The 13,743-nt window shown below is 71.8% G+C and carries 13 protein-coding genes; 7 read left to right on the top strand and 6 right to left on the bottom strand.

What is annotated here, in order from left to right; genetic code table 11:
* Positions 1-64 precede the first annotated feature (64 nt).
* Entirely contained in the window at positions 65-715 is a 651-nt protein-coding gene (locus tag ACIPWY_RS27220; RefSeq protein ID WP_393705907.1) for a GntR family transcriptional regulator, read from the bottom strand.
* A gap of 165 nt (positions 716-880) precedes the next feature.
* Here ACIPWY_RS27220 and ACIPWY_RS27215 point away from each other — a divergent pair, with 165 nt between their 5' ends.
* Positions 881-1,765: a serine/threonine-protein kinase gene (locus ACIPWY_RS27215; protein WP_401535428.1), complete on the top strand. Its 885-nt coding sequence runs from the start codon at positions 881-883 to the stop codon at positions 1,763-1,765.
* 112 nt (positions 1,766-1,877) lie between these two features.
* Here the strand turns inward: ACIPWY_RS27215 and ACIPWY_RS27210 are convergent, their stop codons facing one another.
* Both ACIPWY_RS27210 and ACIPWY_RS27205 read right to left on the bottom strand, forming a co-directional pair.
* Entirely contained in the window at positions 1,878-3,350 is a 1,473-nt protein-coding gene (locus tag ACIPWY_RS27210) for an alkaline phosphatase PhoX (protein ID WP_362908147.1), read from the bottom strand.
* Between the two features lie 244 nt (positions 3,351-3,594).
* Positions 3,595-5,037 carry a hypothetical protein gene (locus tag ACIPWY_RS27205; RefSeq protein ID WP_362908037.1) on the bottom strand — a complete coding sequence of 481 codons (1,443 nt, stop codon included), beginning with the start codon at positions 5,035-5,037 and terminating at the stop codon, positions 3,595-3,597.
* A 215-nt stretch (positions 5,038-5,252) separates the two neighbouring features.
* Here ACIPWY_RS27205 and ACIPWY_RS27200 point away from each other — a divergent pair, with 215 nt between their 5' ends.
* A complete protein-coding gene (locus ACIPWY_RS27200; RefSeq protein ID WP_362908036.1) occupies positions 5,253-7,076 on the top strand; it encodes an endonuclease/exonuclease/phosphatase family protein in 1,824 nt (607 codons plus the stop codon).
* A 79-nt stretch (positions 7,077-7,155) separates the two neighbouring features.
* On the opposite strand, the gene ACIPWY_RS27195 is transcribed toward ACIPWY_RS27200, so the two are convergent.
* Together ACIPWY_RS27195 and ACIPWY_RS27190 are read right to left on the bottom strand one after the other, a co-directional pair.
* The gene (locus ACIPWY_RS27195; protein WP_362908035.1) at positions 7,156-7,899 is read right to left on the bottom strand and encodes an SRPBCC domain-containing protein; all 744 of its coding nucleotides are present in this window, start codon (positions 7,897-7,899) and stop codon (positions 7,156-7,158) included.
* A gap of 39 nt (positions 7,900-7,938) precedes the next feature.
* A complete protein-coding gene (locus tag ACIPWY_RS27190; RefSeq protein WP_100592426.1) occupies positions 7,939-8,559 on the bottom strand; it encodes a winged helix-turn-helix domain-containing protein in 621 nt (206 codons plus the stop codon).
* A 354-nt stretch (positions 8,560-8,913) separates the two neighbouring features.
* On the opposite strand from ACIPWY_RS27190, the gene ACIPWY_RS27185 reads away from it, so the two are divergent.
* The 4 genes from ACIPWY_RS27185 to ACIPWY_RS27170 all read left to right on the top strand — a co-directional run bounded on the left by ACIPWY_RS27185 (position 8,914) and on the right by ACIPWY_RS27170 (position 12,222).
* Positions 8,914-9,444: a hypothetical protein gene (locus ACIPWY_RS27185; protein WP_362908034.1), complete on the top strand. Its 531-nt coding sequence runs from the start codon at positions 8,914-8,916 to the stop codon at positions 9,442-9,444.
* Between the two features lie 66 nt (positions 9,445-9,510).
* The gene (locus tag ACIPWY_RS27180) at positions 9,511-10,356 is read left to right on the top strand and encodes a DUF4097 family beta strand repeat-containing protein (protein ID WP_362908033.1); all 846 of its coding nucleotides are present in this window, start codon (positions 9,511-9,513) and stop codon (positions 10,354-10,356) included.
* 67 nt (positions 10,357-10,423) lie between these two features.
* Entirely contained in the window at positions 10,424-11,431 is a 1,008-nt protein-coding gene (locus tag ACIPWY_RS27175) for an ATP-binding cassette domain-containing protein (protein ID WP_362908032.1), read from the top strand.
* On the top strand, positions 11,428-12,222 hold the full coding sequence (locus tag ACIPWY_RS27170) for an ABC transporter permease (RefSeq protein ID WP_362908031.1): 795 nt from the start codon (positions 11,428-11,430) through the stop codon (positions 12,220-12,222). Before ACIPWY_RS27175 ends, ACIPWY_RS27170 begins: the two co-directional genes overlap by 4 nt.
* A gap of 100 nt (positions 12,223-12,322) precedes the next feature.
* Here ACIPWY_RS27170 and ACIPWY_RS27165 read toward each other — a convergent pair whose 3' ends face one another.
* Complete coding sequence (locus tag ACIPWY_RS27165; RefSeq protein ID WP_362908030.1) at positions 12,323-12,559, bottom strand: hypothetical protein; 237 nt, start codon at positions 12,557-12,559, stop codon at positions 12,323-12,325.
* Positions 12,560-12,767: 208 nt separating this feature from the next.
* Here ACIPWY_RS27165 and dapA point away from each other — a divergent pair, with 208 nt between their 5' ends.
* Positions 12,768-13,670 (top strand): 4-hydroxy-tetrahydrodipicolinate synthase, encoded by a 903-nt coding sequence (dapA, locus tag ACIPWY_RS27160; RefSeq protein WP_393705911.1) that lies wholly within the window; start codon positions 12,768-12,770, stop codon positions 13,668-13,670.
* Positions 13,671-13,743: the final 73 nt, after the last annotated feature.

Raw genomic sequence — 13,743 nt, 5'->3', positions numbered from 1 at the left:
CGGGGTCGGTTCGGGGTCGGTTCGGGGTCGAAGTCGGTTCAGTCGCTTCGGTCGTGGTCGGCGGCTACGCCTCGTCGTCGGCCAGCTCCTCCAGTACGCGCCAGATCTCCGTCGTGATCCGTACCGCGCCCGCCACGTCCCCCGCGGCGCAGGCGTCGATGAGGCGGGCGTGCGGCTCGGCGGAGCCGCACGCGGCGCCCTGGCCGAAGCGGCGCCGTTCCAGGCGGCGGATGAGCGGCATGTAGCGGGCGATGGTGCCGGCCGCGGCGCGGTTGCCCGAGACGCGGACCGGGACGCCGTGCAGCTCGTCGTCCGCACGCAGGGCCGCGTCCACGTCACCGGCCGCGACGGCCGCCGCGAACCGCCCGTTGGCCTCGCGCATCGCGTCGGTGTCGGCCCGGGTGAGGCGGGGCACGGCGGCACGGACGGCGAGTTCGTGCATGGCGCGTACGACGGCGGCCGCGTCCCGTACGTCGGCCGCCACCAGGGGGGTCACCCGGGTGTGGCTCTGCGGTTTGGTCTCCAGGAGCCCCTCGTCCACGAGCCGCGAGAACGCCGCACGGACGGGCGCGCGGGACAGGCCGAGGAGTTCGGCGAGATCCGCGTCACGTACGACCGCGCCCGGCGCGATGTCCCCGCCGACGATGGCGTCACGGATCGCCGTACAGGCCTGGTCTTTCAGGAGGGTGCGCTGCACCCGTCGGATGGCCGCCATGAACTGAAATGTTAGATACCAACAGTGTTCGCGGGAACCCCCCGGTGCCCGCCAGGCGTCGCAATGATCGTCGGCGGTTCTCGGCCCGGGTCCTCCTGGCCTCCCTGGCCGCCGGCGGCGAGCCGCGGTACCGCTGTTCGAAGCCGTACAGGAGGATGCCGTTCCATGGTGCGTCTCGCGGATTACCGCCTCGTCAGTCAGCTCGGCGACGGCGGCACGGGGACCGCCCACCTGGCACGCTCCCCCGCGGGCCAGATCGTGGTGGTCAAGGCCGTGCGGGAAGATCTCGCTGTCGAGCCGCTGTTCAGGGCGCGGTACCGGTGGGAGACCGAGGCGGCGCGGGCCGTGCGGGGGCCCTTCACGGCGGCCGTCCTCGACGCCGACCCCGAGGCGGCGGTGCCCTGGCTCGCGGCCGAGTTCTGCGTGGGCCCCTCGCTGTCGGAGGCGGTGGCGGCGCTCGGCCTGCCGGACCCGGCCGCCCTCGGCGCGATCGGCGCCTCGCTCGCGGGGGCGCTCACGGCGATCCATGCGACGGGGCTCGTGCACGGCGACCTCAAACCGGCGAACGTCGTCGTGACGGCCGCCGGGCCCAAGGTCATCGACTTCGGCGTCGCGAAGGCGGCGGCCTCGGGCCACGGGACGGCCGGAGAGTCAGCCGGCTCCCCCGGCTTCATGGCGCCCGAGCAGATCACCCACGCCGTCCCGGCCGGCGCCCCCGCGGACGTGTTCGCCCTCGGCGCGCTGCTCGGCCTCTGCGCGACGGGCCGTAATCCGCACGGCGCGGGCAACGCCCCGCACGTCATCCACCGCACGCTGCACGAGGAGCCGGATCTCCTCGGCGTACCGGACCAGGAGTGGCAGGCGTTCCTCGGCGGCTGCCTGGCCAAGTCCCCCTACGCGCGTCCGACGGTTCCCGAGGTCCTGGCGTGGTGCGTCGCGCGGGCGACGCCGTACCCCTGGTGGGAGCAGGAGGAGGTCGCGGCCCTCATCCACGTCCACGAGGAGTCGCTCGCGGAGCGGCTGGCGGCGGAGGAACAGGAGCAGGACTGATCCGGGGACGACCGCGGCCGACGCGCACGGCAGGTGCGTGCGCGTCGGCCGCATGACGGTCGGCAGCTGTCAGCCGTCAACGACCAGCCGTCAGTCGCTTCGGTGAAGACGCTCAGTTCGAGCGCTGGCGCTTCCAGGGCCCCGTGATGGCGAGCATGATGCCCGGGGTCTGGATGTTCGCGTAGAGGGTCCGCCCGTCGGGCGAGAAGGTGACGCCGGTGAACTCGCTGTACTCCGGCTCCTGTTCGGTGCCGATGTTCAGCTCGTTGCGGGCGATCGGGTACGTGCGTCCGCTGTCGGTCGCGCCGAACAGGTGCTGGATGCCGTTGCCGTCCTCGGCGATGACGAGGCCACCGTACGGGGAGACCGTGATGTTGTCCGGGCCGTCGAAGGCGCCGTCCTTGGACGGGTCCGCGTTCACGCCGAGGAGGACCTTGAGCGTCAGGGTGCGGCGCTTGGGGTCGTAGAACCAGACCTGTCCGTCGTGCTGGACGGGGCTCTCCTCACGGGCGAACGAGGAGACGATGTACGTGCCGCCGTCGGCCCACCACATGCCTTCGAGCTTGCGGGCGCGGGTGACCTCACCCTCGGCGAACTGCTTGCGCACGGAGACCGTCTTGGCGTCGCGGTCGGGAACGTCGGTCCAGTCCACGCCGTAGACCGTGCCGATCCGCGTGGCGCGCGACAGGTCGTCGACGAAGCGGCCGCCGGAGTCGAAGCACTTGGCGGCCTGGAGGACGCCCGCGTCGTCGGCGAGCGTGCGCAGCTTGCCGCGGCCGTGGTGGAAGCCCTTCGGCGGGGTCCAGCGGTAGAGCAGGCCGTTGGGGCCGGACGCGTCCTCGGTGAGGTAGGCGTGGCCGCGCTTGGGGTCGATGACGACGGCCTCGTGGGCGTACCGGCCGAAAGCCTTGACCGGCTTGGGCCCGCGGTTCGCGCGGCCGTCGGCGGGGTCGACCTCGAAGACGTAGCCGTGGTCCTTGGTCATGCCGTTTGCGCCGGCCTTGTCCTCGGTCTCCTCGCAGGTCAGCCAGGTGTCCCAAGGGGTGCGCCCGCCCGCGCAGTTGGTGGCGGTGCCGGCGATGCCGACCCACTCGGCGACGTGACCGTCGCGGCGGACCTCGACGACGGTGCAGCCGCCGGCGGCGGCCGGGTCGTAGACGAGACCCTCGGCCAGCGGGACCGGGTACTTCACCTTGGTGCGGGCGCCGCCGATCTCGTGGTTGTTGACGAGCAGCGTGGTACCGCGGGGACCGTCGAAGGTGGCGGTGCCGTCGTGGTTCGACGGCGTCGACTCGCCGGACTCCAGCGTCGTCTTCCCGGTGTACGTGATGACGCGGTACGAGAATCCGGCGGGCAGCGCGAGCAGGCCCTTCGGGTCGTCCACGAGCGGGCCGTAGCCGACACCGTGGTGGTGCCCGTCGTGGCCCTCGGTGTGTGCGATGTCCTCGTATTCACCTTCGGCGGCCTCGCCGTCGGCCGCCAGCGCACCGGGAGCGGTGGCGAGCGCGCCGACGGTGCCGGTCAGGGCGATTCCCGCGCCGGTGGCGGCGGAGCGTCTCGTGAAGTCCCTGCGGGTGAGCGACATGGTGTCTCCTGTGACCGGGTGGCGGTGGCGGTGGCGGTAGCGGTGGAGCGGGCGCTGCTGGCGTTTCGGCCACACGTTCCCCGTCATGCCTGAACGGGGGCTGAACTCCGTACGACGCAGGCAGAGCGAACACGTTCACGGTCGTCGGCGGGACGGGGCTTGGCCGAGGAGTGGGTACGAAGGGCGGGGCGCGAAAGGGGGCGGGGCGCCCTCGCGCCCCGCCCCCTCACTGCCCACGCCGTCGCTATCCGCCCTGCGCGGACCGCGCCTTGAACGCCGCCTTGCGGGCCTCCTTGGCCACCTTCTTGTCGGGGTGCAGGCGTCCCATCGCCTCCAGGACGTCCGCCGTCGCCGGGTGGTCCACCTTCCACGCCGCCGCGAAGAACCCGCGGTGCTGGGCCGCGAGCCCCTCGACCAGGCCCTGGAGTTCGTCGGAGTTGCCCTCCAGGGCGAGCTGCGCGGCGATCGTGTCGACGGTGAGCCAGAAGATCAGGGACTCCGGCGGCGCGGGGACGTCGCTCGCCCCGTGCTCGGCGAGCCAGACCCGCGCGAGACCGCCCAGCTCCGCGTCGTCGAGCACCTCCCTGAGCGCCGGCTCCGCCTCGCGGCCCACCAGGGACAGCGCCTGCTGGCAGCGCAGCCGCCGCAGCGGTGCCCCGGCGTCCGCGCCGCGCGCCGCGGCCAGCAACTCCCGTGCCGCCACGAGCTGTTCGCGGCGCGCGAGCCACTGCTCGATCTCGGCCTGCGCGGCGGCCTGCGGGAACGACGACGTGCCGTCGAGCAGCGTGTCGGCGCCCTTGTCCGCGAGGTCGCCGACGACGGGCGCGTCGAGGCCCGCGTCGATCATGCGCGCGCGGACGCCGTAGAGCCCGAGCGGGGTGAGCCGCACCATGCCGTACCGCGTCACGTCCGAGTCGTCGAAGGTGTCGGGCTCGGAGATCCCGTCGCCCTCCTCGATCTCCGCCAGCAGCGCCTCGTCGACCGGCTGGAACTCGACGAGCCCCACCGGGACGAGCAGCCGGAACTGGTCGTCCAGCTTCAGCATCGCGTCCGACACCTGCTCCAGGACGTCGTCCGTGGGCTCGCCCATGTCGTCGGGCACGATCATCGACGCGGCGAGGGCGGGCAGCGGGACGGGCTCGTCGGCCGCGCCGCCCTCGCTGACGGTCAGGAGGTAGAGGTTGCCGAGGACGCCTTCGAGGAACTCGGCCTCCGCCTCGGGGTCCCAGTCGAGCTGCGAGAAGTCGACCTCGCCGGTCTCCTCCAGGACGTCGACGAGGTCGTCCAGGTCCGGGATGCTCGCGTCGGCGAGCGCGGTGTCCAGGGCGCCGAGCCAGAGGCCGAGGATGTCCTGCGGGCTGCCGGAGGCGACGACGGCGAGGTCCTCGCCCGCGGCGACGGTGCCTTCCTCCTCGTCCACGATCTCCACGAGCCCGGTGTCGACGGCGACCCGCCAGGCCTCGCTCGCGTCCGCGGCACCGTCGGCGTCCGCGCCGAGCCCGAGTTCGAGCGCCGCGGCGGGCAGCTGTTCCTCGACGAGTTCGCCGCCCGCGCCGACCCGGGTCCCGGGTCCCGCCCAGCGGGCGAGCCGGACCGCGCGGGAGAGCAGCGGGGTGGCGAGGGCGTCCCGCGCGAGCTCCGCTTCGGAGTGCAGCCTCGCCGGCGGCAGGGGGGAGCTGTCTGACATCGCCTTGTTCTCCTCCGGACGTGTTGTGCGACCGCTCAGCCTAGACGGATTTGCCATCATGCCGCCCGGTTCATGTACCCGTCAGGAACCGTACACCGGTGAAACCTTGACAACTCCCCATGCTGCACAAGACATTTACGCGCGTAGAAGAGTACGGAGCGACCCCTCGCTCCACCCTCGTCCCGGCGCCTCACGCACGTCCCCGGAGGGACCCCTTGCCGAGCAAGAACTCGTCGCGCCTCGCCGCGCTGACCGTCGCCGCCGTCTGCTCCACCGTCTCCGCCGTCGTCCTGACGTCGCCCGCGCACGCGGACGCGATACGCATCCATGACATCCAGGGCGCGACCCGGACGTCCCCGCTGGCCGGTAAGCAGGTCACGGACGTGGCCGGCGTGGTCACGGGCGTCAGAGGTTACGGCTCGTCCAAGGGCTTCTGGATCCAGGACACGGCGCCCGACGCCGACCCCGCCACGAGCGAGGGCGTCTTCGTCTTCACCAGCTCGGCGCCGAAGGCCGTCACCGGCGACGCGGTGACGGTCTCGGGCACGGTCTCGGAGTACGTCCCCGGCGGCACGTCGTCGGGCAACCAGTCCGTCACGGAGATCACCAAGCCGACGGTCACGGTCGTCTCCTCGGGCAACGCGCTCCCGGCCGCCACGGTCATCGACGCGAAGTCGGTCCCCGCCGCGTACGCCCCGGCCGGCGACCCGGCGGCGAACGGCTCGGTCAACGCGCTGCCGCTGCGCCCGTCGAAGTACGCCCTCGACCTCTACGAGTCCCTGGAGGGCATGAACGTACGCGTAGGCTCCTCCCGCGTCGTCACCGCCTCCGACGCGTACGCCGAGCTGTGGGTGACGGTCAAGCCGCACGAGAACCCGACGCGCCGCGGCGGCACCGTCTACGGCTCGTACGGGTCCCAGAACACCGGCCGCCTCCAGATCCAGTCGCTCGGCACGGTCGCCGACTTCCCCGCCGCGAACGTCGGGGACACCTTGTCCGGCCGGACCGAAGGGCCCCTGGACTACACCCAGTTCGGCGGTTACACGCTGGTCGCGCGGGAGCTCGGCACCCTGGACAAGGGGGGCCTGGAGCGGGAGACGACGCGGCAGCAGAAGCGCGGCGAGCTGGCCGTGGCCACGTACAACGTCGAGAACCTGGACCCGGGCGACGGCACCTTCGCCGCGCACGCGGCCGCGATCGTCGATCACCTGCGGTCGCCCGATGTCGTGTCCCTGGAGGAGATCCAGGACAACAACGGCGCCAAGGACGACGGCACGGTCGCCGCGGACGTCACGGTGAACAAGCTGATCGACGCGATCGTCGCCGCGGGCGGCCCCAAGTACGACTGGCGCTCGATCGACCCGGTCAACGACCAGGACGGCGGCGAGCCCGGCGGCAACATACGCCAGGTGTTCCTCTTCAACCCCGAGCGCGTCTCGTTCACCGACCGCGCGGGCGGCGACGCCACGACGCCGGTGGGCGTGACCCGGACGCACGGCCGGGCCGCGCTGACCGCGTCCCCGGGCCGGATCGCCCCGGCCGACGATGCGTGGAAGAACAGCCGCAAGCCGCTCGCGGGCGAGTTCGTCTTCCGCGGGAAGACCGTGTTCGTGATCGCCAACCACTTCGCGTCCAAGGGCGGCGACCAGGGCCTGACGGCCCAGTACCAGCCGCCGGCCCGCAGCTCGGAGACCCAGCGCCACGCGCAGGCGAGCGCGGTGAACGGCTTCGTGAAGGGGATCCTCAAGGCGCAGAAGAACGCCGACGTCGTCACGCTCGGCGACATCAACGACTTCGAGTTCTCCGGTACGGCGCAGCAGCTGGAGGACGGCGGCGCCCTGTGGTCGGCGATCAAGTCCCTGCCGAGGAGCGAGCGTTACACGTACGACTACCAGGGCAACAGCCAGGTCCTCGACCAGATCCTGATCAGCCCGTCGATCCGGCACGACGACTTCGCGTACGACAGCGTGCACATCAACAGCGAGTTCAACGACCAGATCAGCGACCACGACCCGCAGGTGCTGCGGTTCCGTCCGTAGCATCTGCGGGTCATGGGCCATCCGTGGCACCGGCGGGTCCACCGGTGGCACCGGCCGGGCGTCCGGCGGGCGGGGTCGGTCAGGCGAAGACCCCGTCCAGCCAGCCGCGCCAGGCCGCCTCGTCCTGCGCGGCGTCGGCGTCCGGCGCGAAGTCGTGGACGACGATGCCGACGGGCGCGCCCCAGCGGCCACGGCCGAAGACGCGGTACAGGGCGTCGTCGGTGCGCAGGCCGATGAAGTACGGGTTGCGGTAGTCGAGTACGGCTTCCAGGGTCCCGCCGCCGGGACCCTGGACCCGCAGCTCGGTGCCCTCGGCGGCGTCGTCGGGCAGGCCGAGGGCGCGGCCGACGGCGGCGAGGGCCTCGGGGTTCGCGGACGCGGCGGGACCGTCGAACATGGTGAAGGTGACGGGGCGGCCCGCGAAGTGCGTCAGGTACTGGCGCAGCGTGTGCAGGTAGAAGTCGGTGTGCTTGTCGGCACCGTCGTAGTAGTCGTCCCAGTTGTCGGTGAAGATCCCGCTGTGGACGTAGCGGACCCAGGCGCGCCTGCCGCCGTCGCGGGCCTCGATGACGTGGTCCAGCTGATTGAGGGTCTGGAACGGGGGCAGCGCGTCCGGGTTGTCCGAGCGGGCTGTGAGGCGGTGCTCCGGATCCCAGGCGGTGATCGTGGCGCCGTGCGGGCCGCGGCCGCCCTCCTTCGGCTCGTACTCCATCGGCCACAGCCAGCCGCCGGTGCCCGAGGTGAGCGCCTCCCAGACCTGCTCGGGGGTGGCGTCGACCTCGAACTCGCGGGCGATCTCGAATTCCCTGGGTTCGTTCGTCATGGCGGTAACTCCTTGGTGCGGTCAGCGCGGTCAGTGCGCTCAGTGCGGTCGGTCTTCGAGGGGCGGTCGGGGCTGCGGATCCTTCACCGAGGGATGCACGGCGATCACCACGCGGTGGTCGCGGCCGCCCTCCGCGGATCCGTCGTGGTATTTGCGGACGAGCGCGCCGACCCCTTGGGTCAGCTCCTCGATGAACGCGGCCCGGTCCGCGGCGGACGCGAACCTCACCTCGCCGTCGAGGGCGTAGGTGGCCAGGCGCTTCTTCGCCTTGGCGGCCCCGGTCAGCAGCGCTCCCACGTCCTGCACGAGGCGTGCCGCGACGGCGAGCAGCCAGCGCGCGGAGAGCTGGTCGCGGGCCCGGTCCGGGTCGGGCTGCACGGCGCCGAGCGCGACCGGTGAGATCACGTACGAGGCGGCCGTGGCCCGCATCAGGCGCTCGGTGACATTGCCCTTGCGCCGCTCGCCGGCCAGCTCGACCAGGCCGTGCTTCTCCAGCGCCTTGAGGTGGTAGTTCACCTTCTGGCGCGGCAGGCCGACCTTGGGGGCGAGCATCGCGGCGGATGCGGGTCCGGCGGCCAGCTCCGCGAGCAGCCGGGCCCTGATCGGGTCGAGGGAGACCGCGGCTGCCGCCGGGTCCTCGATCACGGTGACGTCCAACATGACTCCACCGTCTCACCGACAACTTTTTTTGTCCAGACGGCTCGATTGTTCGGCGAGTCGCAGGGCGATCCAGGCCGAGACGCCAGATGGCGCCACGAGGTGCTGCATGGCGCCACGAGGTGCTGCATGGCGCCACGAGGTGCTGCATGGCGCCACGGGGTGCCACTAGGTGCCACTAGGCGCCACCTGAGACGCCAGAACCACCGAGACGCCACATGGCGCCGCATGGCGCCGCATTGACGCAATTCAATCTCGGCGCGTTTCCGCAGGTCAGGCGCAGCCCCGCACCTCCGCCCCACATTCAGTCCCCTCACCCGCTTGCACATGGCGCCATCGTGGTGCCACTATGACGTCATGGACCTCACGCCGTATGTCGACAACCTCCGCCGCGAACTCGCGGTGGCCGCCGAAGCCGGCGGCGAAGAAGCCCGCGAGCTGGCCGAGCGGCTCACCGCACCTCTGGAGTCGGCGACCCGCCTGACGATGCTCAACGTGCTCTCCGACGCGATGAGCGAGATCACCCGTGAACTCGCACCGGGCTCGGTCGACGTACGACTGCGCGGGCTCGACCCCGACTTCGTGGTGACGCGGCCCGCGGGCGACGAGGCGTACGAGGACAGGAGCGGGCCCGCCGAGCCGCTCAAGGCGCCGGCGCCCGCCCCGGCCGACGGGGACGACGGCGGCACCGCCCGCGTCAACCTGCGCCTGCCCGCCCACCTCAAGGCGCGCGCCGAGGACGCCGCGAGCCGCGAGGGCCTGTCGGTCAACGCGTGGCTGGTACGAGCCGTGTCGGCCGCGGTCGACGGCGGCACCCCCTCACGCGCGCCGGGAAGCCCCCAGACCACCCGCAGCGTCGGACAGAGCTTCACGGGCTGGGTGCGCTAGCCGCGCACCCCACCCGCCCGAATTCACCCGGAATTTCACCCTGAGACCCAAGAGGACGGGACAGCCATGCCTTCTTTCGACACTCCCCAGCCGATCTCGGTCACCGCCAACGTGGCCGCCGGTTCCATCCAGTTCTCCGCGAGCGACCGCCTCGACACGGTCGTCGAGTTGCGGCCCCGCGACCCGAAGAAGGACAAGGACGTGCGGGTCGCCGAGCAGACCGAGGTCACGTACGCGAACGGCGTGCTGACCATCCGGACGCCCAAGGGGCGCTACCTCGTCGGGCCCACCGGCAGCGTCGACGTGACGGTCGAGCTGCCCACCGGCTCCCACATCGACACGACCGGCTCCTGGACCCAGGTGCTCGGCGAGGGCCGGCTCGGCGAGGTCCGCGTGAAGACGTCGTCGGGTGACGTCCGCCTGGACGTGACGGGCCCGCTCCAGCTGACCGCGTCGCACGGCTCGATCACCGTGGACCACGTCGAGGGCCTGGCCGAGATCACCACCAGCTCCGGCAGCCTGCGCGTCGGTGTCGTGGACGGCCCGGCCGTCCTGAAGAACTCGCACGGCTCCACGACCGTCGGCACCGCGATCGGCGATCTGCGGGTGAGCGGCGCCAACGGCGACATCGACATCCGGCGCGCCGAGAGCTCGGTCACCGCGACCACCGCCCACGGCACCCTGCGCGTGGGCGACGTGGCCCGCGGCACCGTCCAGCTGGAGACCTCCTACGGCGCCATCGACGTCGGCATCCGCGAGGGCACGGCCGCCTGGCTCGACGCCGGCTCGGGCAACGGGCAGGTGCGCAACACGCTCACCGCGTCCGACAGCCCGGAGAAGAGCGAGGAAACCGTCGAGGTCCGCGCCCGGACCAAGTTCGGCAACATCGACATCCGCCGCGCCCGGGCCTGACCCGCCCCAAGCCCCTTACGCCACCGACCACTTCACCGCTCACCACGCCTTCGAATGGGAGGGCCCCATGCCTTCGTCTGTCATGCCCACGCCCAAGCTGGGCAATGACCAGCCGCCCGCCGCCGTCTCCACCGCCGACCTGCGCAAGTCGTACGGCGCCAAGACCGTCCTCGACGGCATCGACCTGCACATCCCGACCGGCTCGGTGTTCGCCCTGCTCGGGCCGAACGGCGCCGGCAAGACCACCGCCGTCAAGATCCTCTCCACGCTCATCTCGGCCGACGGCGGCCGGGCCCAGGTCGCGGGCCACGACGTCGCCACTTCGCCCGACGGCGTACGCGCCGCGATCGGCGTCACCGGCCAGTTCTCCGCCGTCGACGGGCTGATCACCGGCGAGGAGAACATGCTCCTCATGGCGGACCTGCACCACCTGCCCAAGCGCGAGGGGCGGCGCGTCGCCGCCGAACTCCTGGAGCGCTTCGACCTGACCGAGGCGGCGAAGAAGCCCGCCTCCACCTACTCCGGCGGCATGAAGCGCCGCCTCGACATCGCCATGACGCTGGTCGGCAACCCGCGGATCATCTTCCTCGACGAGCCGACCACCGGCCTCGACCCGCGCGCCCGGCACAACATGTGGGGCATCATCCGCGAGTTGGTCTCCGACGGAGTCACCGTCTTCCTCACCACGCAGTACCTGGACGAGGCCGACGAACTCGCCGACCGCATCGCCGTGCTCAACGACGGCAAGATCGCCGCCGAAGGCACCGCCGAGGAGCTCAAGCGCCTCATCCCCGGCGGCCACATCCGGCTCCGTTTCACCGACCCGGACACCTACCGGTCCGCCGCCCTCTCGCTGCGCGAGGCCCACCGGGACGACGAGTCCCTCACGCTGCAGCTCCCCAGCGACGGCAGCCAGCGCGAGCTGCGCTCCATCCTCGACTGGCTCGACTCGCTGGGCATCGAGGCGGACGAGCTGACGGTGCACACCCCCGACCTCGACGACGTGTTCTTCGCCCTGACCGGCGGCGCCGGCGTCCCCAACCTGCCGACCCAGCCCAAGGAGGCTGACCGATGAGCTCCCTGACCCTCGCCGTGCGCGACTCGTCCACGATGCTGCGCCGCAACCTCCTGCACGCGCGGCGCTACCCCTCCATGACGCTGAACCTGCTGCTCACGCCCGTCGTACTGCTGCTGCTCTTCGTCTACATCTTCGGCGACGTGATGAGCGCGGGCATCAGCGGCGGCGGTGCGGACCGCTCCGCGTACATCGCCTATCTCGTCCCGGGCATCCTGATGCTGACCATCGGCGGCACCACGATCGGCAGTGCGGTGTCCGTCTCCATGGACATGACCGAGGGCATCATCGCCCGCTTCCGCACGATGGCGATCCACCGCGGGTCGGTGCTCATCGGGCATGTCATCGGCAGCGTCCTGCAGTGCGTGATGAGCGTGATCCTCGTCGGGGCCGTCGCCGTGGCGATCGGCTTCCGGTCCACGGACGCGACCGCCCTGGAGTGGATCCTGGCGGTCGGGCTGCTGGCGCTCGTCTCCCTGGCGCTCACCTGGATCGCGGTCGGGATGGGCCTGTCCAGCCCGAACGCCGAGGCGGCCAGCAACAACGCCATGCCGCTGATGGTCCTGCCGCTCCTGTCCAGCGCCTTCGTGCCGGTCGACGCGATGCCGGGCTGGTTCCAGCCGATCGCCGAGTACCAGCCGTTCACCCCGGCCATCGAGACTCTGCGCGGACTCCTGCTCGGCACCGAGATCGGCAACAACGGGTGGCTGGCCGTGGCCTGGTGCGTGGCCCTCGCCGCACTGGGCTACGCCTGGTCGCGCTCGCTCTTCAACGGCACTCAGAAGAGCTGAGCACCGACTACCGACCACTGAGCACTGAGCACTGAGCACTGAGCACTGGAACGTACAAGGGCGGGGCCCTCACTCACCGGCAGGGAGTGGGCGCCCCGCCCTACTGCTGTCCGCCCAGGGGGGCGGCGTCGCGTTCCGCCTCGGCGAGAATCGCGTACCGGTCGGCCACGATCGCCTCCGCGTCGGCCACCGCCCGTTCGGCGGCGACGCGGCGACCCGCGTGCGAGTGCGGGTCCGGTGCGGGGTGCCTGCGGCGCCACCACACGTCACACGCGGCGTAGACGCCACTCGCGCAGATCAGCAGGGGGACGGCGAGGGCCAGGACGATGTCACGCACGACGGGATCCTTATACGTTTTATATGTCTACGCATACGTGCAACTTCTTCCTGATAACTCGGAATCCGGGCGCACTTCCTGAAGGTCGCCCCCCGGCCAATCTCCCGTCGGAACTCGGCCACACACCCTCGACCGTTTAGCACGCCTAGCCGCTACCTCGTAGAAGAAGTAAGTGGAGCTGCACGGTGGGGGCGCCGAGACTGCACCTATGAGCCTCGCGAACTTCCCGAACCCGCCCTTCGGCCGCGCCCTGTGCGCCATGGTCACGCCGTTCGCCGACGACGGCACGCTGGACCTGGACGGCGCGCAGCGCCTGGCGGCCCACCTGGTGGCCGAGGGCTGCGAGGGTCTGGTCCTGTCCGGCACCACCGGCGAGTCCCCGACGACGTCGGACGACGAGAAGGCCGCGCTCGTGCGGGCCGTGAAGGACGCCGTCGGGGAACGGGTCCCGGTCGTCGCGGGCGTCGGCACGGCGGACACGCGGCACACCGTGGAGCTGGCGGCGGGTGCCGAAAAGGCGGGCGCGGACGGCCTGTTGGTCGTCAGCCCGTACTACAGCCGCCCGCCGCAGGACGCTCTGGAGACACACTTCCGCGAGATCGCGGACGCGTCCGGACTGCCGGTGATGCTGTACGACATCCCGGGCCGCACCGGCACGCGCATCGAGCCGGACACCCTGATCCGGCTCGCGTCCCACCCCCGGATCGTGGCCGTCAAGGACTGCGCGTACGACATGCTCGGCACGCAGAAGGTGCTCGGCGCGACCGGTCTCGCGTACTACGCGGGCTGCGAGGAGTTCGCGCTCCCGCTGTACGCGGTGGGCGGGGCGGGCTTCGTGTCGACGGTCGCGAATGTGGCGCCGCGCGCACTGCGGGCGGTCCTCGACGCCTCCGACGCGGGTGACACCCGGGAGGCGGCCCGGCGCCAGCAACTGGCCGTGCCGCTGGTGGAGTTGATGATGGCGTCCGGCCTGCCGGGCACGGTCACCGCGAAGGCGCTGCTCGGCGCGCTCGGCCTGCCGGGCGGCCCGGTCCGCGCACCGCTGCGGGCCGCCGGCCACGAGGTGACCGAGGGACTGCTGTCCGCGTACGAGAGCTTCGTCGACGCGTAGTGCTGCGCCTTCCAGGGGGGTTGTCCTGGCCGACCGAACGAGGGAGCAGCCAGCGTGGCTCCATGTGCTGAAA

The sequence above is a fragment of the Streptomyces sp. NPDC090032 genome, from assembly GCF_044748025.1.
GTDB lineage: Bacteria > Actinomycetota > Actinomycetes > Streptomycetales > Streptomycetaceae > Streptomyces.
This window is presented reverse-complemented; position numbering and strand designations above follow the sequence as displayed.

Bases quoted from the DNA above. Each gene is read 5' to 3' on its own strand.
- ACIPWY_RS27195 (WP_362908035.1), bottom strand. From the start codon at position 7,899: ATGACGAACGAACCCAGGGAATTCGAGATCGCCCGCGAGTTCGAGGTC.
- dapA (WP_393705911.1), top strand. From the start codon at position 12,768: ATGAGCCTCGCGAACTTCCCGAACCCGCCCTTCGGCCGCGCCCTGTGC.
- ACIPWY_RS27175 (WP_362908032.1), top strand. From the start codon at position 10,424: ATGCCTTCGTCTGTCATGCCCACGCCCAAGCTGGGCAATGACCAGCCG.
- ACIPWY_RS27180 (WP_362908033.1), top strand. From the start codon at position 9,511: ATGCCTTCTTTCGACACTCCCCAGCCGATCTCGGTCACCGCCAACGTG.
- ACIPWY_RS27220 (WP_393705907.1), bottom strand. From the start codon at position 715: ATGGCGGCCATCCGACGGGTGCAGCGCACCCTCCTGAAAGACCAGGCC.
- ACIPWY_RS27205 (WP_362908037.1), bottom strand. From the start codon at position 5,037: ATGTCAGACAGCTCCCCCCTGCCGCCGGCGAGGCTGCACTCCGAAGCG.
- ACIPWY_RS27170 (WP_362908031.1), top strand. From the start codon at position 11,428: ATGAGCTCCCTGACCCTCGCCGTGCGCGACTCGTCCACGATGCTGCGC.
- ACIPWY_RS27215 (WP_401535428.1), top strand. From the start codon at position 881: ATGGTGCGTCTCGCGGATTACCGCCTCGTCAGTCAGCTCGGCGACGGC.
- ACIPWY_RS27210 (WP_362908147.1), bottom strand. From the start codon at position 3,350: ATGTCGCTCACCCGCAGGGACTTCACGAGACGCTCCGCCGCCACCGGC.
- ACIPWY_RS27185 (WP_362908034.1), top strand. From the start codon at position 8,914: ATGGACCTCACGCCGTATGTCGACAACCTCCGCCGCGAACTCGCGGTG.
- ACIPWY_RS27190 (WP_100592426.1), bottom strand. From the start codon at position 8,559: ATGTTGGACGTCACCGTGATCGAGGACCCGGCGGCAGCCGCGGTCTCC.